Source organism: Archangium gephyra, assembly GCF_049060025.1.
Classification (GTDB): domain Bacteria; phylum Myxococcota; class Myxococcia; order Myxococcales; family Myxococcaceae; genus Archangium; species Archangium gephyra_A.
The window spans coordinates 8,551,853-8,575,543 of sequence record NZ_JBMEQQ010000002.1 but is presented as its reverse complement, the minus strand read 5'-3'; the positions used below and the strand labels follow the sequence as shown (position 1 = coordinate 8,575,543).

The following is a 23,691-nucleotide window of genomic DNA, read 5'->3' as shown; positions in this document are numbered from 1 at the left end:
TTCCCTCGTGTTGGAGCCTCCAGGGGGCGAGAGGACTCTTGGGACACAGAGAGGTGTCGGTTCCGACACACCATGGGTGCACCCTAACCCACTCCCCTTCGGTCAGGTAGGGGGAAACTTTCCTGTGACTGCGAATCTCGTTGTAGTCCACACAGCAGGTCGGGAAAGCTGCTGGGTTCTCGGAGCTTTCCCGACCTGGTGTCACATGCCGGACATCACGGCAGGGAGATGCCGGCGCTCACGCGGATGCCGAAGCCGCACGAGGCGGTGTTGCCGGAGCTGTCCGTGGCGGTGCAGGTGACATTCGTCAGCCCCAGCAGGAAGAGCGAGCCGGAGGGGCGCGAGCAGGTGACGGTGGCCGGGCCGCAGTTGTCGCGGGCCGAGACGGCGTAACGCACGGAGACCCCGAGGCTGCCGAGGCTCAGTCTGGCGTCCACGGACAGGGGGCAGGTGATGGTGGGCTTCGCCGAGTCCACCACGGTGACGATGCCCACGCACTGCGCGCTCGCCTCGCCGTCGAAGGCCGTCAACGTGACGGGGTGGCTGCCCGGCCCGAAGGACGCATCCGGAGACTGCGACACGGAGAGCGGTGCCGGGCCGTTGTCCGGGTCATGGCTGCCGTTGTCCACGCTGGCGCGGCCCTGGCACGAGGCATCCGCGGGGACGGTGACGTCACGGCAGAGGGCCACCGGCGGCAGGTTGCCCACGGGCGCCTCGCACGTGAGGTCCACCGTGGCGGAGGCGGTGTTGTTGTCCTCGCGGCACTCGGTGTCGCGGCCCGTGCCCGTGCCATCGTCGTCCACGCGGGCGAAGAGCTCGGCGGTGCCGGAGCCCGGGGAGGTCACGAAGAGCGAGACGAGGACGTCCGCGCCCGCGGGCAGCGCCTCGGCGAGCCGGGCCACGCCGAGCAGCGTGCCGCCCGAAGCCGGGTCACCCGAGTAGAAGGCCACCTTCACGCCCGCCGCCGCCACGGCCTGCCCCTCGTTGCGCACGCGCGCGGAGAGCCCGAGCGTGCCCTCGCCGTCACACGTGGCGGACACCTCGGACACGGTGAGGTCCGCGGCGGAGAAGGGGCCGGGGCCCTCGCCGAAGTAGTTGGCCACGTTGGCGTGGAAGGCGTTGAGCTTCGGGTGCAGCCAGTGGCTCGCCGGGCGCGCCGGGATGGTGCCGTCGTCGTTGACGTTCGTCACCGCGTAGGCGTGCTGGTTCCAGATGCGCCGCGTGCCGGCCCAGTCCTCCTCCCGGTCGTGGAACACGCGCAGGCCGTGGGTGCCGCCCGGCGACGCATGGTTGTTGGAGACCACCACGAGGTCCGCCGCATGGTCCCCATCCACGTCCGCGATGACGGGGTTCTCGTGCGTGGTGGACGAGCTGTTGGGAATCTCCCAGCGCACCGCGCCGGTGGCGGCGTCGTAGATGCGCAGCGCCAGCTCGTCGGCGAAGACGACCTCGAGCCGGCCATCGCCCTCGAAATCGAAGGTGGTGGAGCCGGTGCGGCCGGAGCTGTAGTCCTGGATGGGGCTGGACCACTTGACGCTCCCATCGGCCTCGAAGACGGAGTAGGCCCACTCCCCGGGCAGGCCGATCTCCAGCTGGCCGTCCCCATCGAAGTCCGCGATGTTGGGCGAGCCGCCATGGCCCCCGCCGGGGACGTCGACGCTCCACACCAGCGAGCAGTCGTCATCGAGCAGGCTCACCTTGCCGTGGCCCGCCACCACGACCTCACCGGCCGCGTCGCCGTCGAAGTTGGCCACCCCGGCGAAGCCGTGGGGAATCTCCGTGTTGACGCACTTGAGCGTGCCGTCGGCCCGGTAGATGGCCCGGTCGTTGATGACCTCCTGAATCCCGTCCTGGTCGATGTCCGCCGCGAAGGACACGGGGCCCGTGTACAGGGCACCGCCCATGCCATCCGAGCCCACCCACTTCAGCTCGCCGGTGTGGCTGTAGACGCGGTTGCCGTCGAGGATCTCCACGGTGCCGTCGCCGTCCAGGTCCGCCAGCGAGGGGCCGCCCCACTCGTTGTAATCGTACGCGCCCTCGGCCGAGCGGAACTTGAAGGTGCCATCGTTCTCGAAGCAGAGAATGCCGCGGCCGTTCTCGGGAATGCCGCAGAGCTCCACCAGACCGTCACCGTCGATGTCTCCCGCGGCGAGGCTCGCGGCGGGCTTCACCCGGGCCTCGGGGTCGGTCACGCTCCACAGCTCGCGCCCGTCATCCCCGCTGACGGCCCGGAGCACCCCGTCCACGCTGTAGTGGGCTCCCGCGAAGGTGCTGAAGACGATGTCCGGAACGCGGTCCCCGTTCACGTCCACCACCACGGGCGTCATCATCACTTGATTGTGCCCGGGCATGACCTCGCTGCCCGTCCACGCCCACTGCAGCTCCGGCTCGAAACCACCCGTGGCGGGCGGCCGCACCTCGCAGCGCTCCGAGAGGTGACCCTCGCCCCGCGTCTTGGGGTCGTCCTTCGAGTCCGTGGTGCCGCACGCCCCCGCCCCGGACAGCACGCCCAGCGCGATGAACAGCCGTCCACACCGGAACCTCGTTCCACCCACACGGCCCTGCATGCCGCCTCGCGTCTTCATGTCGCGTCTTCCTCCACTCGAGACCCGAAACCCCCATGCCTGGTGGGGGCTCCTGGACTGGAATTGAGGGGAAGACCGGGGAGTGGATCTTCGAGTGCTCACTTCTTCCCGGGCAACCGCAGCCAGACGCCCCGGAAGCGCTTCTTCGCCGCCTCCGGCAGCCGCTTGCACTCGACGCCGTCGATCAAGCTGCTCCCGTCATCGCTGAGGACGAGGATCTCCTCCTTGTCCTCGAACGTGACGAAGGCCTCGGGGTTGAGGCCGGTGAAGTCGGCGCCCGCCACCGCCTTGGGCTCTCCGGACCCGCCATCCCAGGAGAACAGGCGCGAGCCTCCGTGACCGGAGATGGGACCTCCGATGAAGAGGTACTGCCCCCGCCACCAGGAGATGGCTCGAATCCCCAACCCACCGAGGTCCAGCAGCCGCGCGGGCCCCAGACGCGCCCTCTTCCCCTGCAGCAGCTCCGTGGGATTCAAGAGCACGACGGTGAGGGCCTTGCCCTGGGGAATCGGATTGCGGAAGCCGATCAGGATGGACGTCCCGTCCTCCATCGCCGTCATGCCCTCGATGTTGAGGCCGCCCTCCTCCTTGGGCGCGCGCGTGGCGGCCGGGGACAGGCCGAACCCCTTGAGCTGCGGGGCCGCGAGGAGGTCATCGAGCAGCCACGTGTAGGGCTTTCCCTCGAGCCGGGTCGTCCCATCCTCCAGGGTGCGGGTCGCGAAGAAGCGGAAGCGGTTGGCGTCCAGCTTTCCGGAGCTCTTGCGTCCATGGGAGGTCAGCCAGAAGGAGAACGGGGGAGCTCCGTCGCGGCCTCGATGTCCGTCTCGGGAGCCCGCTTCTTTCCCGCGGGAAGCGCCAGCGCCGCGGACAGGTCGGAGGTCCTGACCGGGCCCCCTCCGCTCTTGCCATCGTAGACGCGGATGACGTTGTCCTCGTCATCCGCGACGGTGAACATCCACGGGCCCTGCACCACGGCGCCCGACGCGTCACACGCGCCCTCGAAGGTCACGGTCTTCATGGCCGGGGCCGGAGGGGGTTGCGTGTTCTGGGGAGAGGAGCCCAGGAGGGCGGTCACGACCCATGCGGTCTTGAACATGCCGCGAATCATAAACAGCCGGGCCTCTGCCCGGACCCGCCCGTGTCCGCTCGGAAATATTTCGTCATCCCACCGAAGCACTCCGTTAACAACTGGTGGGCATCTTCCAGGATGCGACCCGGGAGCAAGCGTCCAGCCTTTCCGTACCCCTCCAATTGCGCCCGGGTCGTATCTTCTAGCGCTGAGCCTCTTGGGGCGGACGGCACAGCGGGAGGAGAGAGACGCGCATGGACCCGACGACACACTCCACCACGGACGAAGGAACCATCCAGGTGTTGCTGGTGGAGGACGACGAGCGCCTGGCCCGGCTCACCAGCCGCTACCTGCAGGAGCACGGCATCATCGTCACCGTCGCCCGCACCGGCCCCGAGGGACTGGCGGAGGCGAGCCGCCATGCCTACGACGTGCTCCTGTTGGATCTCATGCTCCCCGGGCGGGATGGGATGGAGGTGTGCCGCGAGCTGCGCACGCGCAGTGATGTCCCCATCATCATGGTGACGGCGCGCGGGGAGGAGGCCGACCGGGTGCTCGGCCTGGAGTCGGGCGCGGACGACTACCTCGCCAAGCCCTACTCCTCGCGAGAGCTGCTCGCGCGCATCCGCGCCCAGGTGCGCCGGGCCCGCGGGCGCACCGGTCCCTCCTCGCAGCCCATCCAGGCGGGCAAGCTGTCGATGGATCCCCGCAGCCTCAGCGCCACCCTGGATGGCAAGGTGCTGTCGCTGACCTCGTACGAGTTCGCGCTGCTGCGGGTGCTGGCCGAGCGCGCCGGACGGGTGCTCAGCCGCGAGCAGCTCCTGGACCTGGTGAAGGGCAACGCGGACGAGGTGTTCGACCGCTCCGTCGACGTGCACATCTTCCGCATCCGCCAGAAGATCGAAGAGGACCCTCGCAATCCGAAGCTGCTCAAGACGGTGCGCGGCGCGGGCTACCTGCTCGCCACCGGTGACGAGACATGAGCACCCGGCGCACCCGGCTTCCCGGCCGCCTGCTGCTGCGCATCTACCTGGTGGGGCTCGCGCAGTTGCTGCTCATCACCTTCGCGTTCAACCTGGCCCGCCGGTACGCCGAGGAAGGAAACCGGCCGCGATACTCCGAGCGGGTCGCGGCCTACGCCGTGTCCAGCTGGGCCCTGTTCCTGGACCAGCCCGGGAAGTTGCAGGAGGTGGTGGACCAGGCGGGCCAGCAGCTCCGAATGCAGGTGACGCTGCGCGCCGCCGATGGCCAGCTCCTCGCCTCCAATGTCTCCCCGCCCCACCCTCCCCTGTCCGCCGAGGAGCTGCGCCGGCTCGAGCAGGAGCGCATGCGGAGCAACCCCGAGCCGCCCCACCTCGTGAGGGTGGCCATCCCGGAGACAGGCGCGCCGCGGGCCTACGCGATCATCGACCTGCCCAAGCCGCCCGGGCCTCCGCGCGATCTCGGGATCATGCTCGCCGTGGTCCTCGGGTGCACGGCCATCACGTCCATCGTCTTCGCCCGTTCCCTGGCCTTGCCCCTCCAGAAGCTGGCCGCGGCGGCGCGGGCCTTCGGTGCGGGCACGCTGAGCGCGCGCACGGGCGTGCGCCGGCGCGACGAGCTGGGACAGGTGGCCGAGGCCTTCGACGAGATGGCCGAGCGCCTCACCCACCTGCTGCGCTCGCAGAAGGAGCTGCTCGCCAACGTCTCGCACGAGCTGCGCACTCCGCTCGCCCGCATCCGCGTGGCGCTGGATCTGGCCAACGAGGGGGACGCCACCCTGGCACGCGAGTCCCTCGCGGACATCGCCGAGGACCTGAACGAGCTGGAGCGGCTGGTGTCGGACGTGCTCACCGCGGCCCGGCTGGATCTCACCGCGGAGCAGACTCCCGGCTCCACCCCACCGCTGCGCCGGGAAGCTCGTGGAGGCCCAGACGTTGTTGGACAAGGCCGCCGCGCGCTTCCGCTCCACCCACCCGGCGCACCGGCTGGAGGTGCACGTGGACGCGGGGACGATGCCCGTGCTGGAGGCGGACCCGGTGCTGTTGCGGCGCGCGCTCGACAACCTGCTCGACAACGCGGGCAAATACTCCGAGCCCCAGAGCACGGTACGGCTGCTCGCCCGCCCACTGGAGCACGGCCTCCAGGTGGAGGTGCGCGACGAGGGCATTGGCATCGAGGCGAAGGACCTGCCCCATCTGTTCACCCCGTTCTTCCGCAGCGACCGCAGCCGCGCCCGGAAGACGGGCGGCGTGGGGCTGGGGCTCGCGCTGGCGCGCCGGATCGTCGTCGCCCACGGGGGCACGCTCACGCTGGAGAGCCAGCCCGACCAGGGCACCACGGTCCGGGTCACGCTCCCCTCGGCTCCGGAGGCAGGGCAACCACTGACTGGCACGTAGGGCTCGCGTCCTCCGGGCTCTGTGCAGTGGGCGCCACTCGCGTGCATGCGGCTCGCCCCTGTCGAAGCCATGGCAGCTACCGTTTACGCGAATGTCTGTACCCCTACCGCTCCGCCTGTCCCTCGTGGTGCTGCCCGTTCTCGGGGGATGTACCATCAACCACTATCTGCCGCGTCACTTCGACTTCGTGACCGTCGTGGAAAAGACCGAGCCAGGACCAGACGGCTGGCGTGCGGCCTGCCTCCATGTGCCCGTCATCCACACCCCCAACCTGGATTCGTTTGTTTGTAGATTTGGTGTCGAGATGCCCATCGAGACCAGGGTGGATGGATATATTTCCGTGACGCTGGCACAGCGCATCGCCGCCGACTGCGCCAACGAGGCCGGGAGAATCGTGCTCAGCGCGCCCTCTTCTCCGAGTCCCGGCCTCGTCTGTGAGCAATTCAAGACGAAGTTCAACGAAATCCTGGATCGTGCCGTACGCGGCTCGATGGTCACGAAGTCGTGTCACAAGAAAACAACACCCACGATCATCAACTTCAACCTGTAGCCACATGCCCCATTCAGCGGAAGAACTGCTTTCCATTGTCCGGAACTATTTCCGTCCGGACAAGGACTTCAACTACAGGCCAGAAAACAGCCCCGAGGAAGACAGGTTCTCGGAGCAATGGGAGCAGGAAATCAAGAAGATGGATCAATGGCGGGCGTTCCTGCGTGAACTCAGGGGAGCGCTACCGGACTTCGACATCGGCAACGCCACGGCAACGTGCACTCCCAGTTTCCGCTGCGCCGCTTATCCCAAGACACAGCCCGCAGGCGCGGCGGTCGTCGGCTGTCTCAGTATTCTGGCGCCCGTCTACACCGTCTACGGCGTGCAATACACCTACAGGGGCCGGGAGCGGAGCCACCAGGTCTTCCTCCATTCGCTGCCGCCCGAGATGCAGGGACCCGCTTCCCTCATCGCCAGGGGAATCGAGGCGGCCTTCGGGGCCGAGCCCCTTCCTCGTGAGCTCGCCGAGATTCGAATCCCGCTTATCGTGGAGCCGCAGGAGCCGCCCGATACCACCCTGTTTCATGCCCTGTTCATCAGTGAGCCGCACAAAGTTCCCTGAGCAGAGAGGCCTGCCTCGGCCGCCCTGACGCAGGGCAAGCGGCCATGATGGCGGACCTGTCCCGTCATCTTTCGTAATAGAGACGAGATTCATCGAAATGTCGCGGGGCGTAGATCTGGGCCCATGAGGTCAACGACCGAGTTGCCGCGACACGAAGAGCAGTCCCGTCCCCTCCAGCCCAGGCCCGTGCCGGTGGAAGCCACCCGGCGCTGGCACCTGCCCGCCCGGTGGCCCCTGTGGCTGACCCTCATCGCCGCGGTGGTGGCCGCGGGCGTGTGGCTGCTCCGGCCCAAGGCGAAGGACCCGGCCGCCAGCTTCGAGACGGCGGCGGTGCAGCGGCGGGATGTCGAGTCACGCGTGACGGCGACGGGCACGGTGTCCGCCCTGGTGACGGTGCAGGTGGGCAGCCAGGTGTCCGGCCGCATCCAGGAGATCCTCGTCGACTACAACTCGCCGGTGAAGAAGGGCCAGGTGATTGCCCGCATCGACCCGCAGCTCCTCCAGGCGGCGGTGGAGCGGGCCCGGGCCAACCTCACCGCCGCGAGGGCCAACGTGCAGAAGGCGCGTGTGGAGGCGGAGAACTCCCGCCGCCAGGCCGAGCGCTCCAAGACGCTGCGCGACCAGCAGTTCATCTCCCAGTCGGAGCTGGACACCGCCGAGTCCGCCGCCCAGGTGTCCCAGGCCCAGGTGACCTCGTCCGAGGCCTCGCTGGCCCAGGCGCAGGCGGCGCTCAACGAGACGGAGGTGAACCTGCGCTACGCCACCATCGTGTCGCCCACCGACGGCATCGTCATCTCGCGCAGCGTGGACGTGGGCCAGACGGTGGCGGCCTCGCTGCAGGCCCCCACCCTGTTCACCATCGCCGAGGACCTGCGCAAGATGCAGGTGAACACCAGCGTGGCCGAGTCCGACGTGGGCCGGTTGCAGGACGGCATGCGCGCCACCTTCACCGTGGATGCCTGGCCGGGCGTGAACTTCGACGGCTCCATCCGGCAGATCCGCAACGCCTCCCAGACGGTACAGAACGTCGTCACCTATGACGCCGTCATCGACGTGGAGAACCCGGAGCTGAAGCTCAAGCCGGGCATGACGGCCAACGTCACCTTCATCACCGCGCACCGGGAGAACGTGGTGACCGTGCCCAACGCGGCGCTGCGCTTCCGGCCCCCGGAGCCCCCCGCGGGCGCGGCACGGCAGGGCCCCGGCGTGGGCGGCTCGGGAGCCCAGGCGGGCGCGGGTGCGAGGGAGAAGCCCGCGCCCGGCACCAAGACGGTGTTCGTCCTGCGCGAGGGGCAGCCCCGGCCCGTGCGCGTGAAGCCCGGCGTGACGGATGGCTCGTACACGGAGGTGGAGGGCGAGCTGCGCGAGGGCGATCAGGTCATCACCGCCACGGCCGCGGGTTCGCAGTCCTCGCAGGGCGCCAGCTCCGGTCAGAGACCGGCGGCGGGTGGCACCAGGGCCGGTGGCGGATTCCGTCCCCCGGGGCCCTTCTAGGTCGGTGGGAGGCGCGACATGGGTGTTCAGCGAGAGCAGATGCCGCTCATCGCCCTGCGGGGCGTGAGCAAGATCTACCAGACGGGAGACGTGGAGGTGGCGGCCCTGCGGGGCGTGGACTTCAACGTGGAGACGGGCGAGTTCGTGGCCATCATGGGCTCGAGCGGTTCGGGGAAGTCCACCCTGATGAACATCCTCGGCTGCCTGGACCGGCCCACCGCGGGCCAGTACTTCCTGGACGGCCAGGACGTGTCGCGCCTGGACCGCAACGGCCTGGCCATCGTGCGCAACCGCACCCTGGGCTTCGTCTTCCAGAGCTTCAACCTGCTGGCGCGCACCAGCGCCCTGGAGAACGTGGAGCTGCCCATGCTCTACGCCGGGGTGCCCGCGCGCGAGCGCAAGCGGCGGGCCCGCGAGGCACTCGAGCGGGTGGGCCTGGGCGCACGCCTGGACCACCACCCGCGCCAGCTCTCCGGTGGCCAGCAGCAGCGCGTGGCCATCGCCCGGGCGCTGGTGAGCCAGCCCCGCGTCATCCTCGCCGACGAGCCCACGGGCAACCTGGACTCGCGCACCAGCGTGGAGGTGATGGCGCTCTTCCAGGAGCTCCGTCACGAGGGAATCACGCTCGTGCTGGTGACGCACGAGCCGGACATCGCCAGCCATGCCAGCCGCGTGGTGGTGGTGAAGGACGGGCGCATCATCTCGGACAAGCGCCAGCAGCCCGTGCCCGCCGAAGTGCCCCCGCTCGAGGAGGCCGTGTCATGAACGTGCTCGAAACGATGTCGCTGGCGATGCGCTCGCTGCTGCGCAGCAAGATGCGCTCCTTCCTCACCGCGCTGGGCATCATCATCGGCGTGGGGGCCGTCATCGCCATGGTGGCCATTGGCGATGGGGCCCGGGCCAGCGTCCAGAAGGTGTTCGACTCGATGGGCACCAACCTGCTCATCCTCAGGTCCGGCTCCACCAACTCGGGCGGCGCGCGGGGAGGCTCTGGCAGCCAGCCCACCCTCACCTGGGATGACCTGGAGGCCATCCGCACGCAGGTACCGAGCGTGCGCGCCGCCGCCCCGGAGATGCGCACCAGCTCCCAGGTTTTCTCCGAGGACCAGAACTGGTCGACGAGCGTGACGGGCACCACGCCCGACTTCTTCGACGTGCGCGGCTGGACCATCGCCACGGGCCGGCGCTTCACCGAGGCGGACGTGGAGGCGGGAGCCAAGGTGGCCGTCATCGGCCAGACGGTGGTGGAGATGCTCTATGGCGCGGGCTTCGACCCGGTGGGCCAGGTCATCCGCATCAACAAGACGCCCTTCACCATCGTCGGCATGACGGCGCGCAAGGGACAGTCGCCCATGGGGCAGGACTACGACGACAGCATCCTCGTCCCCGCCACCACCTTCCAGCGGCAGCTCCAGTCGCAGAGCCTGGGCAAGTACCTCACCGGCATCATCTACGTGCAGGCGGATGCCACCGCCGGCACCGCGAAGGCCCGGCAGGACGTCAGCGCGCTGCTGCGCGAGCGGCACCGGCTGGGCGAGAACGCCGACGACGACTTCGACGTGCGAGACCTGTCCGAGCTGGCCAACAGCCGCCAGCAGAGCACCGAGACGCTCAGCCTGCTGCTGGCCTCCATCGCCGCCGTGTCCCTGGTGGTGGGGGGCATCGGCATCATGAACATCATGCTGGTGAGCGTCACCGAGCGCACCCGGGAGATTGGCGTGCGTGTGGCGGTGGGCGCGAGGCCCCGGGACATCCTCGCCCAGTTCCTCATCGAGGCGCTGGCGCTGGCACTGCTCGGAGGGCTCATCGGCGCGGCGGTGGGACTGGGAGTGGCCCGGTTCCTCGCCACCCAGTTCCAGTGGCCCCTGTTGGTCCGCCCGGATGTCATCTTCATCGCGCTCGGCTTCAGCGCGCTCGTGGGCGTGGGCTTCGGCCTCTACCCCGCGCGCAAGGCGAGCCAGCTCGATCCCATCGACGCCCTGAGGTACGAGTGATGCGAACCCTTCTGCCCCTTCTCGCCCTGTTGCTCGCCGCCAGTCCGGCGTGGGCCCAGCCACGCGTGCTCACCCTGGAGGAGGCCCTGCGCACCGCCGCCGAGCGGCAGCCGCAACTGCGCCAGGCCCAGGCCACCACCTCCGCGGCCAACGCCCGCGTGGACCAGAACTTCGCCCCGCTGCTGCCCCAGGTGAGCGCCAACCTCTCCTACCAGCGCTCGCTGTCCGAGGGCGAAACCGTGAACACGGCGAACCCCTCCGGCTTCATCAGCCGCGAGGGCTTCAACATGGGTGCGTCCGTCAGCCAGCTCCTCTGGGACTTCGGCCGCACCACGGGCCGGTGGCGCTCGGCCCAGCAGTCCGCCCAGGCCCAGCGGGAGACGGAGAACCAGACGTTGGTGGACGTGATGGCCAACGTGCAGACCGCCTACTTCAACGTCCTGGCGCAGCAGGCGCTGGTGCAGGTGGCCCAGGAGACGCTGGAGAACGAGAAGGCGCGCCTGGGGCAGGTCAACGCCCAGGTGCAGGTGGGCACCCGGCCGGAAATCGATCTGCTGCAGCAGCGCACGGCGGTGGCCAACGCCCAGGTGCAGCTCATCCAGGCGCGCAACAACGCCGCCACCAGCAAGGCGCTGCTCAACCAGGCCATGGGCCTGGAAGGCCCCACCGATTACGCCGTCCAGGAGGCGGTGGTGGGCCCCGTGGACGGTGAGGCCCTGGCCGTGGACGCACTGGTGGACGCGGCCATCCAGGGCCGGCCCGAGCTGGCCGCGAGCGAGCACCAGCTCCGTGCCCAGGAGCATCAGATCTCCGCCACGCGCGGCGGGTACTGGCCGAGGCTCTCCGCGTCCGTGTCGGGCTCGCAGGCGGGCGCGGACCCGGCGAAGCTGCAGTGGGGGCTGAGCGGTCAGGTGGGGCTGAGCTGGCCGCTGTTCGAGGGCGGCATCACCCGCGCCCAGGTGCGCGAGCAGCAGGCCAACCTGAGCAGCATCGAGGCCCAGCGTGACGCGCTGCGCCAGCAGGTACGGCTGGAGGTGGAGCGCGCGCAGCTCGCGGTGAACGCCGCGCAAGAGAGCGTGTCCGCCGCGGAGGAGGCGCTGACCAATGCCCGCGAGCGGCTGCGCCTGGCCGAGGGCCGCTACCGCGCGGGCGTGGGCAACATCATCGAGCTGTCCGACGCGCAGCTCTCCGCCACCAACGCGGCCGTCCAACGTGTCCAGGCCACGTACAACCTGGCCACCGCGCGCACGGAGCTGGCGCGCGCCCTGGGCCGGCAGCCTGGCCCCACCGGGTGAACAGTCACCCCGGTTTTTGATGGTGTGTCTGTATTAAGCGGGAATTCTTGGTGGTAGGGTTTTCGCTCGCCCTCCCGGCGGACGGGCGGGCGTGAACCCCCATCCAGGAAGTCCCCATGAACATCCGTACGGCAGTCCTCGCGGCGACGGCCACCGCCGCCCTCCTCGTGGCCCCCGAGGCCTCGGCCACCAACTACACGCTGTGGATCCACGGCAAGAACGGCGGCGGCACCCAGCGCGGCAACTACGCCGACTTCTCCAACTGGGGCCCGACCACCGCGGCGGCCGGCGTGAACAAGAAGGCCGTCAACTGGGATGGCCGGCAGCGCATCTCCGTGGAGAACTTCCGCGTGCGTGACGCGCTCGACTGCTTCTGCACCGGCACCAACTGGTGCTACATCGCCGTGCACAGCGCGGGCGACCTGCAGATCGGCTACGCGCTGTCCATGTACGGCGGCTCGGCGCGCTACAAGAAGAACGCCGTCCCCAACGCCTCGGGCGTGTGCGGCAACACCGACGGCACCACCCAGGTGGGCTGGAACATCAAGTGGGTGGACGTGGCCTCCGGCGCTGGCGGCGGCAGCGAGCTGGCCGACAAGGGCGAGTGGGCGACGAGCGACCCCATCGTGGGCGACCTCGTCACCTCCACGGCGCGCGGCATGTACAACCACAACACCACGCGCGCCATCTGGTTCAACATGTTCGCTGGCGCCAAGGGCACGGCCTACTCCGGCATCCTCTCCGGGCAGGACGACGAGGCCGTGGCCTACCACTCCACCGGCGGCGTCTCCGTCAAGGGTGGCTTCTGCAACCCGGGCGACTGGTTCTGCGACGGCACCCTGAACACGGGCACCGCCGCCACCAGCAACGGCAAGGCCAAGTGGAGCTACCACACCGTGAAGTTCCGCGATGACGGCGAGAAACACAACCACTACCAGAACGGCAACTGGGAGAACATCGTCGGCGTGGTGCGCGCCGACGTGGCCACCTACGCGTACTGAGTTGTCCTGAAGCTCAGGCCACCTCGCGCCGCTCGCCGGTCCCCGCGGCTCCCGCTAACGGAGCCGTGGGGGCTGGCTCGGTGAGGTGCTCGCGGAACGTCTCGGCGGAGAGGTACACGGAGACGAGGGTGACGAGCGCCAGGCCCACCATGTAGAGCGACACGGGCCAGGGCTTGCCCCCGGACTGCGACAGCAGGAAGGTGGCGGTGAGGGGCGACAGGCCCCCCGCGAACACGGAGGCGAGCTGGTAGCCCAGCGAGGCGCCGCTGTAGCGCACGCGCGTGCCGAAGAGCTCCGAGAAGAAGCTGGCCTGGGGCCCGTACATGGCCGCGTGGGCGATGATGCCCAGCGTGATGGCCACCACGATGAGGGCCGTGGAGCGGGTGTCGATGAGCCAGAAGAAGGGGAAGGCCAGCAGCGCGCAGCCCGCGGCGCCCGCGAGGTAGACGGGGCGGCGGCCCACCACGTCCGAGAGGGCCCCGAAGACGGGGATGGCCACCAGGTGCACGGCGGTGGCCGCGAGCACGCCGTTGAGCATGGTGGCCTTGTCCAGCTTGAGCTGCTCGGTGCCGTAGGTGAGGACGAACGTGGTGACGATGTAGAAGAAGCCGTTCTCCGCGAAGCGCGCCCCCATGGCGAGGAGGATCTGCCGGGGGTAGGTGCGCAGCACCTCGAGGATGGGGAGCTTCTCGCCAGCGCTCGCGGCCTGGGGCGCCTTGTGGGCGGCCTGCTGCGCGCGGAAGGCGGGGGACTCGGCGACGCTCACGCGGATGAAGACGCCGATGCCGATGAGCACCACGCTGAAGAGGAAGGGCACGCGCCAGCCCCACGAGACGAACTGCTCCTCGGGCAGGCGGGAGAAGAGGGAGAACACGGCGTTGGCCACCAGCAGGCCCGCGGGCGCGCCCATCTGCGGCCAGCTCCCGTAGAAGCCGCGCCGGTGGGCGGGGGCATGCTCCACGGCCATCAGCACCGCGCCGCCCCACTCGCCGCCCAGACCGAAGCCCTGGAGGATGCGCAGGAGCACCAGGAGGATGGGCGCCCACACGCCGATGGTCTCGTAGGTGGGCAGCAGGCCGATGGCGAACGTGGCCAGGCCCATGATCATCAACGTGGCGCTCAGCATGGACTTGCGCCCGAGCTTGTCGCCGAAGTGGCCGAAGATGATGCCGCCCAGCGGCCGCGCCACGAAGCCCACCGCGAAGGTGGCGAACGCGGCCAGCGTCCCCATCAACGGATCGAACGACGGGAAGAAGAGGCGGTTGAAGATGAGCGCCGCCGCCGTCCCGTAGAGGAAGAAGTCGTACCACTCCACGGCCGTGCCGATGAAGCTCGCGGCGGCCACCTTCCAGATGTTCGTGTGCTGGACCTGCTCGGGCGCCTGGGAGGCGTTGGGTACCGTCACGGTGTTTCCCCTGTCATGAAGTGGTACGGGTGCTGCGTCTCAGCGGGCCGTCCAACCGCAGTCCATCACCTGCGCGGCCCCGGTGATGCCACCGGCGGCCTCCGAGCACAGGAAGGCCACGTAGGCCGCGACTTCACTCGGCTCCAGCAGGCGCTTCACCGCCGCCGGGGCCAGCATGATGCGCTCGATGACCTCCGTCTCGGTGAGGTTGTGCACGCGGGCCTGGTCGGCGATCTGCTTCTCCACCAGCGGCGTGCGCACGTAGCTGGGGCAGATGGCGTTGACCGTCACGCCCTTGTCCGCCGCCTCGAGCGCCACCGTCTTCGTCAGCCCCATCAGCCCGTGCTTGGCGGAGATGTAGGCCGACTTGTACGGCGACGCCACCAGCCCGTGCAGCGAGGAGACGTTGATGATGCGTCCCCACTTGCGCGCGTACATCAGAGGCAGGGCGTACTTCGTCAGCAGGAAGGGCCCCACCAGCATGATGCGGATCATCTGCTCCCAGCGATCCTCCGGGAACTCCTCCACCGGAGACACGTGCTGGAGCCCGGCGTTGTTCACCAGGATGTCGAGCCGGTCCCACTCCTTCCCGGCCCGGTCCACCAGCGCCCGGCACTCCTCGCGCGAGGACACGTCGGCCCGCTGCGCGACGGCGCCCGGAATCCCCGCGGCCACCGCGCGCGCCCCGGCCTCGTCCAGGTCCGACACCAGCACCCGGGCGCCCCGCGCGCCCAGGTCCTCGGCCACCGCCCGGCCGATTCCACTCGCCGCGCCCGTGACGAGCGCGCTCTTCCCAGTCAGCTCTCCCATGGCCGTGCCTCTCAGAGAATCATGCGCAGCGTGAGGAAGCCCGACAGGTCGCGCTCCTTCAGCTCGGGCTTGCCTTCGATGTCACGGGCGTAGGTGGCCACGCGCGCACCCAGCGCCACCTGATCGAACATCCACCACGTCGCGCCCACGTTGAAGTAGGTCATGTCCGTGCTGGTGACGGGCTCGCTGGCCTCGGTGCCGCCGGTGCCGCCGGTGCCGGGAACGTAGTAGGGCGTCTGGTCCGCCACGCGCACGACGTTGAACCCCACGCCCGAGCGGCCGAAGAGGAAGACATCCAGGCCACCCGACAGGGTGAGCGCATTGAAGGGCGTCTGCAGCCGCTGGTTGGCGATGACCGAGTTGAGAACGTCGTTCTCCACGCGCGCCACGTTGAAGAAGGGCCTCACCTCGAAGGGCAGCGCCGGCACCATGCCCTTGAGCTTGAGCATCACGCCGCCACGCAGGTTGTAGCCCTCGAGGGGCGGATCCTGCGTGGAGGTGGTCTGGTAGTTGACGCTGAAGAGCTGGGCCATGGCCTTGGCCTCGAACCAGGGATGCTCGTAGGAGAGCGAGGGGCTGATGACCCGGAAGTGGTAGTCGTCATCCGGCTGGCCGTTGCGGAAGTTCCCCAGCGGCCGCTCCCAGAAGCGGCTGTTGCCAGCCAGGGAGCCACCCACCATGTAGGAGGCCGAGGAGCTCAGCGGGTTGGCCTCGGTGTAGCTCAGGCCGGCGGTGAAGCCCCAGCGCGTGTAGCGCGCCTGCACGCCCTGGCCGCGGTTGAAGCCGCTGTAGAGCAGCGGATCACGCGTGTACTTGTCCGCCAGGAGCACGTCTCCCATGTGCGCGGAGAAGTAGTCCACGCTGGCCGGGTCCAGGATGATGCCCGCCTCCACCGTGGCGCCCCACCGCTGCAGGCGCAGCACCTGGTCGCGCACCGACATGGAGGCCGTGCCCTCCCAGATGCCCGAGCCGTGGCTGCGGATGTTGCGCTCGAACTCGCTGCGGAAGGTGACGTAGGGGCCCAGCCGTCCCTCGGCGCCGAAGCGCGCGAGCGCCACCGTGGTGATGCGGCTCTCCCGCTCCGGGTTGGGGTTGACCAGCAGGTTCTCCGAATGGATACCACCCGCGATGGAGAGCACCGGGCTGATGAAGTACGTGTCGCTGCCCAGCGCGAAGAGCGGCCGGGTCGCGGGCGTCGGCGCGCCCAGCACCAGCGCCTCCGGGTCCTGCTTGGCCTCGGCATCGGGCTTCGCGGGAGCCTGCGGGGTGAGGGCGGGAGCGGCCTGCGCGACGGGCGCGTCACCCGGGGCCGGAGCGGCGGCCTCGGTGGTCTGGGCCCCGGCGGGAGCCGACAGCAGGGCGGAGGCCAGCGTGCACACGAGCGCCACGCGGGACGCGGTGGGGAAGGAGGGGGTCATGGCGGGGGGAGACTTTCTTGGGCTGCTCTTCCAGAAGGGAACCGCCGCCCGCGCAGCAGCCACGGGCGCGGGCGGCGGAGCAAGACTGCCAGCAAGCGCGGCTACTTCGCCAGATACCCCATGACGAGCTTCAGGCCCGCCGCCGAGCGCAGGGAGCCGAAGTGGTTGGCGATGAAGCCCTTGTTGAAGTAACCGCTGGTGTCGTAGTCGTTGAGCGTCGTCAGCTTGTTCACCGAGCAGTCCGACAGGTCGATGCGCGAGGCGTTCTCGGACACGTAGAAGTCCTGGTAGTTGGCGCCCTGAGCGATGTCCGTCATGGTGATGGTGTAGTACTTCACCACGTTGCCACCGCACTGGCCCGTCTTGCCGAAGGCGTAGTCACCGTCCGCGCACGGCGTGGCGAACAGGTCGCGAGGGCCGTTGAGCGGCTTGTGGAAGTACGTCTGCGTGTAGTTGGAGCGGCTGCCCATCTCACAAACGATGGTGCCACGCATGGTGGGGTTGGCCGTGCACAGCCCGCTGTCGTAGGTGGACACGCCGTGGTTGGCGCCCGAGCCGAGGATGACGTGGCTCACCCGCGTGAAGGGGTTGACGGACTCCGGCTTGCCGTCCACGTGCTCCACGTACAGCCGGCGCAGCGCATCGCGCACCACCGTCACGCCCAGCGAGTGGCCGATGAGGGCCACCTTGCGGTCGGGGTTGTTGAGCATCACCGCCTTGACGAGGGACTGGAGGATGGGCGTGGACCAGCCGTGGTCGATGTTGCCCGCCGCGTTCTCCGTGCCGCTGTTGCCGGTGGGGTCCACGGTGGCGATCAGGTCCGTGCGGAAGTCCACCGCGATGACGCGGAAACGCTCGGCGATCAGCGCCTCGGCGAGCTGCTGCCGGGCCTCGGTGTCCGGGCTGAACTGCACCTTCTCGACGGAGGAGTCGATGGAGGAGCCCAGCGGCAGGAGGAACTTCTCCCAGGAGTGCGGCCGGGTGGAGTTGCCGTGGACCAGGATGACGATGGGCTTGCTGGTGTCCTCGTTGGCCTGGGCGTACTCCTTGGCGGCGCAGGGATAGCCGGGGATGCGGGCCACGTCACCGTCGATGTGGTTGGCCGCCCGGTTGGGGCCACCGAAGACGCCCGCACCGGTCCACTTGCCGTCGTTGTTGCCATCCTTGTACGGCGTGGTGCCGGTGGTGTTCGCCTTGTCGTAGTAGAGGTTCTCGATGGAGCAGCCGGGGTGGTTGCTCAGCGGGCGGTACTTGCCGTCGTACAGCTTGTACGTCGCGGGCGTCTGGCGCTCGGTGAGGCCGGGATCCGCCATCTCGGGCGCGTCGCGGAAGGACCAGTTGGCCACGTCCACTCCGGCGGCCACCAGCTCGTCCTGCCGCGCGGCGACCTGCTTGCGGCACTGCTCCGGCGACACGACCTGCTCCTCCTCGTCGGGGTTGCCGTTGCCGCCGCCGTTGGGCTTCTCGCACGCGAGCAGCGCGCACGCCGCGAGACCGGTCGCGTAGAAGCGGAGGGAGAACTTGGACATCCTCATGTGTGGCTCCTGTGGGGAAGACGAGAGGCGCTGGGGGACTGCACGTATCGGGAGGCGCCTGCTCTGGGCCGGCCATCGGGGCGGCGGCGGCATCCTACCGTAACATGAAGCCGGACTCATGTTTGTATGATGCCGGGTTCATGTTCTCCCGGCCGAAGCCGCCTTGACGTCGCGCGTCATACCCGGTGGCGCCACCTGAAGCCGGGTTCATGTCTTCATGATGCTAGCTTCATGTTCGCGCGGGTTTGACCTTGCGCGTCATGTTCAGCGCGATTCCCTTACACAAGTCCGCATAAGCAGCATTCAATGCATCATGGTAAGGGATTACCTCCCCTTTCCCAGGCAGGACCCCATGATGAAGCGTCGTTTCGCAGGAGTAGCGGGAGCACTTCTCACGCTGACGGTGCTCGGGTGCGAGGGCATGGCGCCCCCCGAGGAGGCGCTCCCCCTGGAGGAGCTGGGCGTGGCCGAGAGCCCGTTCACGCAGGTGACGAGCTTCGGCACCAACCCCGGCAACCTGAGGATGTGGAAGTACGTGCCCGCCAACATGCCGGCCAATGCCCCGCTGGTGGTGGCGCTGCACGGCTGTACCCAGCAGGCCAGCGCCTACCCCAACACCGGCTGGAGCGCGCTGGCGGACCAGCTCAAGTTCTACGTGCTCTACCCGGAGCAACTGAAGGAGAACAACCAGAACATCTGCTTCAACTGGTTCGAGCCGCAAGACATCGCGCGCGGCCAGGGCGAGGCGCTCTCCATCAAGCAGATGGTCGACAAGATGAAGCTCGACCACTCCATCGACGGGCGCCGCGTCTTCGTCACGGGCCTGTCGGCGGGGGCCGCGATGACGCTCGTCATGGCCGCCACCTACCCGGACGTCTTCGCCGGGGCCGCCCCCATGGCCGGCGTCCCGTACAAGTGCGCGATGACGATGACGGATGCGTTCTCCTGCATGGCGCCGGGCGCGGACAAGACGCCCGCGGCCTGGGCGAACCTGGTCCGCAACGCCTACGCCGGCTACACGGGCCCCTATCCGAAGATCTCCATCTGGCACGGCACGGGCGACTACGTCGTGAAGAACACCAACCAGACGGAGGCCGTGGAACAGTGGACGGCGGTGCACGGCATCGACCTGACGGCGGACGTCAACGACACGGTCGCCGGCTACCCCCACAAGGGCTACAAGGACGCCGCGGGCAACGTGCTGGTGGAGACGTACGCCCTCACCGGCATGGGCCACGGCACGCCCATCGACCCGGCCACGAAGTTCCCCGGCGGCACCGCGGCGTGCGGCACGGCGGGCGCGTACATCCTGGACACGGACATCTGCTCCACCTGGCACGTGGCGAAGTTCTTCGGGCTCGACAACTCCGACACGGTTCCGCCCACGGTGAGCCTCTCCGCGCCGGCCAACGGCGCCACCTTGAGCGGCACGGTGAACGTGACGGCCACCGCCACGGACAACATCGGCATCGCCAAGGTCGAGTTCTCCATCGACAACACCCTGGTGGGCACCGACACGGCTTCGCCCTTCGTCTATAGCTGGAACACCTCGGCGGCCACCAATGGCACCCACACCCTGGTGGCCCGGGCCTATGACGCCGCGGGCAACACCGCCACCTCCAGCACCGTCTCGGTCACCGTGACCGGCGGCATCTCCGACACCACGGCCCCCACCGCGGCCATCACCTTCCCCACCGCCGGTGCCACCGTGGCCGGCGCCGTCACCATCGCCGCCACCGCCTCCGACGACACCGGAGTGACGAAGGTCGAGTTCCTCATCGACGGCCTCGTGGTGGGCCAGGGCGTCGCGTCGCTGCAGGCCGGGCCGTACACGTATAGCTGGAACACCACCGCGTACTCGATGGGCGTCCACAACCTCCAGGTGAAGGCCTACGACGCCGCGGGCAACACGGCCACCTCGGCCACCGTGTCCGTCACGGTGGACCAGAACTCCGTGCGCTTCACCGAGCGCTTCTCCAACGCCGGCCCGGACAACGCGGGCTGGAGCATCACCGAGTGGGCGCTGGACCCCACCGACCAGACCGGTGTCACCGGCAGCCAATCCATCCTGGGCTCGGCCACCCCGGCCTTCAACACCGTCACCCGCACCGCGAGCGTCAGCGTGACGCTCACCTCCAACCCCCGGCTCACCTACTGGCGCAAGTTGGACCTGTACGGCGCCAACACCATGGCCTCGGCCAGCTTCAAGGTCGTCGTCAACAACGGCACCGACAACGTCGTGGACTCCGTGACCAGGACGGGCATGGGCACCATCACCGAGGCCAACTGGACGCAGCGCTCCGACATCGACCTGTCGGCGTATGCCAACCGGACCGTCATCCTGAAGTTCATCGTCACGGCGACGGACACCGGCTCGAACATCAGCCGCGCCAAGGCGTGGGTGGACAGCATCTCCGTGGGCCCGCTGAGCGCCTCCACCGACACCACGCCCCCCACGGTGAACGTGACCGCCCCGGCCAACGCCGCCACCGTCAGCGGCACCGTCGACGTGACGGCAAGCGCCTCGGACGCCACCGGCGTGAGGAAGGTCGAGTTCTACATCGACGGCTCGCTGGCCGACACCGACACGGCGGCGCCCTATGTCTTCACCTGGAACACGGCGGGCGTGGCCAACGGCAGCCACTCGCTCATGGCCAAGGCCTATGACGCCGCCAACAACGTGAGCACGGACAACGACACCTCGGTGACCGTGAGCAACACCACCGGCGGCACCACCAGCATCTCCTTCCCCAGCATCGCGGCGGATGACGGGTACGTGAAGGCGAACGCGGATGGGACGCTCCCGGCCGTGGGCACCATCAGCACCCCGGCCATCGGCAAGGGCACGGACGCGAAGCTCAACCGGGCCTTCTTCTCGTTCGACACCTCGTCCATCCCGGACACCGCCACCCTCGTGCGCGCCTCGCTCAAGGTGACGCTGTCCTCCGCGGGCGGTGACCCATGGGCCGACCCCGCGGCCGGCAACACGCTCGTCATCGACGTGAAGAACGGGACGTTCGGCACCGCCGCCATGGAGACCACCGACTACGCCGCGGCCGCCACCGCCTCCGCCATCGCGGAGATCATCAAGTTCACCACCGGCAGCCAGAGCTCGGCCGACTTCAACGCCTCGGGGCTCGCCTCCATCAACAAGGTGGGCAAGACGCAGGCCCGCCTCCAGTTCAAGCAGAACCCGTCGGGCACCTCCTACCTCTTCCTCACCGAAGGCACCGGCGCCGTCCTGACGGTGGAGTACAAGTAGACCGTACCGCGGTACGTGAGCCCCTCTCCGGGTGACGCCGCTGTCTCCCGGAGGGGTGGCCCGCCCGCTCCTCTGCTCTCCAGACGACAGCACGGGCCCCCGTGCCCATACCCGGGGGGATGCGGAAGTGAGCCCGCCTGCTCATTTGAAGCACCCTACCCTTTGGCGCATGAGCCGCCTCGCCCCCCTTGGCACCGCACTCTGCGGTCCCAAGCTTGTCGATGACGCGCCGACCCCACCACCATCGGTGGTGCGACCAGAGGGGGAGGGCATTGATGGCGGAGGGCTACGAACAGGCTGGACCCTCTCTGGAAGGGGCGCATCCCGGCAGGCGGCTGGGCAACCGCTTTGAGTTGACCCAACGCATCAAGCAGGGCCGTGGCATCACCACGTGGCTCGGGGTGGACCTGCACACGGGGGCCCGGCTCGTCATCAAGACGACATCCGCCGTCTCCCTGGTGCCCACCGCGCGCCAGCGCCTGGAGCACGAGGCCGGGGTGCTGCGCTCCCTGCACAGCCCCTACCTGGTGCCCGTCCTGCACTTCGGGAGCGGGGGAGACCTGCTCTTCCTGGTGACGCCCTTCGTGCCCGGAGTGTCGCTCCAGGAACGGCTCGCCAGTGGCACCCTGTCCGTGCCCGAGGCGCTCATCGTGGGCCAGTGTGTGCTGGCCGCGCTCGCCGAGACGCACGCCCACGGCATCTTCCACCGGGATGTGAAGCCCTCCAACATCGTCGTCGAGGGCCGCCCCACCCTCACCCGCGCCACGCTGGTGGACTTCGGTCTGGCGCGCAGTGAACGGTTGGACCCGTCCCTGCGCGACCTGCCCGTGGGCACCGCGCGCTACCTGTCGCCCGAGCAGGCCGGGCTCCTCAACCGCCCGGTGGAGGCCACTTCGGACCTGTACGCGGTGGGCGCCGTGCTCTTCGAGGCGCTCGCGGGCCACCCGGCCTTCGACGGCGCCTCCGTGGGCGAGGTGCTGCGCCAGCACCTCACCACGCGGCCCCGGCTGCGCACCACCGGCGTGGAGGTCCCCCGCGCCTTGGAGGAAGTCGTCGCGCGCCTGTTGCAGACGGATCCGCAGGACCGCTACCAGTCCGCCGAGTCCGCGCGCGAGGACCTGCGTGCCATTGAAGCGGCCCTGGCCCGGGGCGAGCAGGATCCGGAGCTGGTGGCGGGCGCCCATGACATGCGCCACAGCCTCACCGAGCCCTCCTTCGTGGGCCGTCATGAGGAGCTGGCGCTGCTGGAGCGCGAGCTGGAACGCGCCCGCCATGAGCCGGGGCGGCTGCTGGTGGTGGAGGCCGAGAGCGGCGGCGGCAAGAGCCGGCTGCTGGAGGAGTTCGCCACGCGCGCCCGCCAGCACCGTGCCTGGCTGTTGCAGGGCCAGGCCGTGGCCCAGTCCGCGCAGCGGCCCTTCCAGCTCTTCGCGGACGTGGCCTCGGGCATCGCCTCGGCGGCCCTGGAGCGGCCCGCGCTGGCGGAGCTGCTCAGAGACCGGCTGCAGGAGCAGGCCGCCTCGGTGTGCACGGTGCTCCCGCAATTGCAGCCGGTGCTGCGCCCCGCGCAACAGGGCCTCGGCCCCGAGTCGCTGGGCGAGAGCCGCGGCATCTGGGCCCTCACCACGCTGCTGGGCGCGCTGGGCACGGAGACGGAGCCGGCCGTGGTGCTGCTCGAGGACTGCCAGTGGGCCGATGAGCCCACGCTGCGGTCCCTGGAGACCTGGCAGCAGGCACGCCGCAGCGTGGGCGGCCACGTGATGATCGTCGTGTCCTTCCGCAGCGAGGAGGCGGGCCCCGGGCACGTGCTGCGCCGGCTCAACCCGGCGGCGCACCTGCGGCTGACGGCCTTCGGGCCCGCGGACGTGGCGCGCATGCTGGAGTCCATGGCCGGCACACTGCCGCGCGAGGCCATGGAGCTGGTGGTGCGCCTGTCCGAGGGCAATCCCTTCATGGCCTCGGCGGTGCTGCACGGACTGGTGGAGGACGGCGCGCTGGTGCCGGGCCCGCGGGGTTGGCAGGTGGACCCCGAGGCCATGGCGCACGTGCGCTCCTCGCGCCAGGCGGCCTCCTTCCTGGTGCGCCGGCTGAAACTGTTGCCGCCGGAGTCCCTGCGCCTGCTGTCGGTGGGCGCGGTGCTGGGCAAGAACTTCGACCTGGAACGGGTGACGAGCCTGTCGGGGACGCCGCGCGAGCGGGTGGTGGCGGGGCTGGTGGAGCCGCGGCGCCGGCACATGCTGTGGGAGGGCAGTGGCGGCCGCTACACCTTCGTCCACGACAAACTGCGCGAGGCGCTGCTGGGCCTGCTCAAGCCCGAGGAGCGCCGGGAGCTGCAC

At 69.4% G+C, this 23,691-nt stretch carries 17 protein-coding genes and 2 pseudogenes; 12 read left to right on the top strand and 7 right to left on the bottom strand.

Annotated elements, in window-relative coordinates; translation table 11 throughout:
• Nucleotides 1-215: 215 nt before the first annotated feature.
• The 3 genes from ACN28I_RS37520 to ACN28I_RS37510 form a co-directional block, all read right to left on the bottom strand.
• Nucleotides 216-2,585, bottom strand: coding sequence for an FG-GAP-like repeat-containing protein (locus ACN28I_RS37520; RefSeq protein ID WP_420946702.1), 2,370 nt, complete (start codon nt 2,583-2,585; stop codon nt 216-218).
• A gap of 98 nt (nt 2,586-2,683) precedes the next feature.
• Nucleotides 2,684-3,145 carry a hypothetical protein gene (locus tag ACN28I_RS37515; protein ID WP_420946701.1) on the bottom strand — a complete coding sequence of 154 codons (462 nt, stop codon included), beginning with the start codon at nt 3,143-3,145 and terminating at the stop codon, nt 2,684-2,686.
• Between the two features lie 215 nt (nt 3,146-3,360).
• Nucleotides 3,361-3,681 carry a hypothetical protein gene (locus ACN28I_RS37510; protein WP_420946700.1) on the bottom strand — a complete coding sequence of 107 codons (321 nt, stop codon included), beginning with the start codon at nt 3,679-3,681 and terminating at the stop codon, nt 3,361-3,363.
• A gap of 227 nt (nt 3,682-3,908) precedes the next feature.
• On the opposite strand from ACN28I_RS37510, the gene ACN28I_RS37505 reads away from it, so the two are divergent.
• From ACN28I_RS37505 to ACN28I_RS37460, 10 genes and pseudogenes are all read left to right on the top strand, one after another.
• Entirely contained in the window at nt 3,909-4,637 is a 729-nt protein-coding gene (locus tag ACN28I_RS37505; protein ID WP_420946699.1) for a response regulator transcription factor, read from the top strand.
• Nucleotides 4,634-5,443: pseudogene (locus tag ACN28I_RS37500) on the top strand (HAMP domain-containing protein); the annotation flags it as partial. The gene ACN28I_RS37505 and the pseudogene ACN28I_RS37500, both read left to right, overlap by 4 nt.
• A gap of 127 nt (nt 5,444-5,570) precedes the next feature.
• Entirely contained in the window at nt 5,571-6,032 is a 462-nt protein-coding gene (locus ACN28I_RS37495) for a sensor histidine kinase (protein ID WP_420946698.1), read from the top strand.
• Nucleotides 6,033-6,156: 124 nt separating this feature from the next.
• A complete protein-coding gene (locus tag ACN28I_RS37490) occupies nt 6,157-6,582 on the top strand; it encodes a hypothetical protein (RefSeq protein ID WP_420946697.1) in 426 nt (141 codons plus the stop codon).
• Between the two features lie 4 nt (nt 6,583-6,586).
• Complete coding sequence (locus ACN28I_RS37485) at nt 6,587-7,144, top strand: hypothetical protein (protein WP_420946696.1); 558 nt, start codon at nt 6,587-6,589, stop codon at nt 7,142-7,144.
• A 123-nt stretch (nt 7,145-7,267) separates the two neighbouring features.
• Entirely contained in the window at nt 7,268-8,638 is a 1,371-nt protein-coding gene (locus ACN28I_RS37480; protein ID WP_420946695.1) for an efflux RND transporter periplasmic adaptor subunit, read from the top strand.
• 18 nt (nt 8,639-8,656) lie between these two features.
• Entirely contained in the window at nt 8,657-9,403 is a 747-nt protein-coding gene (locus ACN28I_RS37475; RefSeq protein ID WP_420946694.1) for an ABC transporter ATP-binding protein, read from the top strand.
• Entirely contained in the window at nt 9,400-10,632 is a 1,233-nt protein-coding gene (locus ACN28I_RS37470) for an ABC transporter permease (protein ID WP_420946693.1), read from the top strand. The genes ACN28I_RS37475 and ACN28I_RS37470 overlap by 4 nt, the downstream gene beginning before the upstream one ends.
• Nucleotides 10,632-11,927, top strand: a complete 1,296-nt coding sequence (locus tag ACN28I_RS37465) for a TolC family protein (protein ID WP_420946692.1) — start codon at nt 10,632-10,634, stop codon at nt 11,925-11,927. Before ACN28I_RS37470 ends, ACN28I_RS37465 begins: the two co-directional genes overlap by 1 nt.
• A 116-nt stretch (nt 11,928-12,043) precedes the next feature.
• Entirely contained in the window at nt 12,044-12,928 is an 885-nt protein-coding gene (locus ACN28I_RS37460; protein ID WP_420946691.1) for a hypothetical protein, read from the top strand.
• A 13-nt stretch (nt 12,929-12,941) separates the two neighbouring features.
• Here the strand turns inward: ACN28I_RS37460 and ACN28I_RS37455 are convergent, their stop codons facing one another.
• From ACN28I_RS37455 to ACN28I_RS37440, 4 genes are all read right to left on the bottom strand, one after another.
• A complete protein-coding gene (locus tag ACN28I_RS37455) occupies nt 12,942-14,333 on the bottom strand; it encodes an MFS transporter (RefSeq protein ID WP_420946690.1) in 1,392 nt (463 codons plus the stop codon).
• A gap of 39 nt (nt 14,334-14,372) precedes the next feature.
• Nucleotides 14,373-15,143, bottom strand: coding sequence for a 3-hydroxybutyrate dehydrogenase (locus tag ACN28I_RS37450; RefSeq protein WP_420946689.1), 771 nt, complete (start codon nt 15,141-15,143; stop codon nt 14,373-14,375).
• 11 nt (nt 15,144-15,154) lie between these two features.
• The gene (locus ACN28I_RS37445) at nt 15,155-16,561 is read right to left on the bottom strand and encodes a hypothetical protein (RefSeq protein ID WP_420946688.1); all 1,407 of its coding nucleotides are present in this window, start codon (nt 16,559-16,561) and stop codon (nt 15,155-15,157) included.
• Between the two features lie 101 nt (nt 16,562-16,662).
• Nucleotides 16,663-18,096, bottom strand: a complete 1,434-nt coding sequence (locus tag ACN28I_RS37440) for an esterase/lipase family protein (protein WP_420946687.1) — start codon at nt 18,094-18,096, stop codon at nt 16,663-16,665.
• Between the two features lie 352 nt (nt 18,097-18,448).
• On the opposite strand from ACN28I_RS37440, the gene ACN28I_RS37435 reads away from it, so the two are divergent.
• Nucleotides 18,449-21,358 carry a PHB depolymerase family esterase gene (locus ACN28I_RS37435; RefSeq protein ID WP_420946686.1) on the top strand — a complete coding sequence of 970 codons (2,910 nt, stop codon included), beginning with the start codon at nt 18,449-18,451 and terminating at the stop codon, nt 21,356-21,358.
• Nucleotides 21,359-21,579: 221 nt separating this feature from the next.
• Nucleotides 21,580-23,112: pseudogene (locus ACN28I_RS37430) on the top strand (serine/threonine-protein kinase); the annotation flags it as partial.
• Nucleotides 23,113-23,691 lie beyond the last annotated feature (579 nt).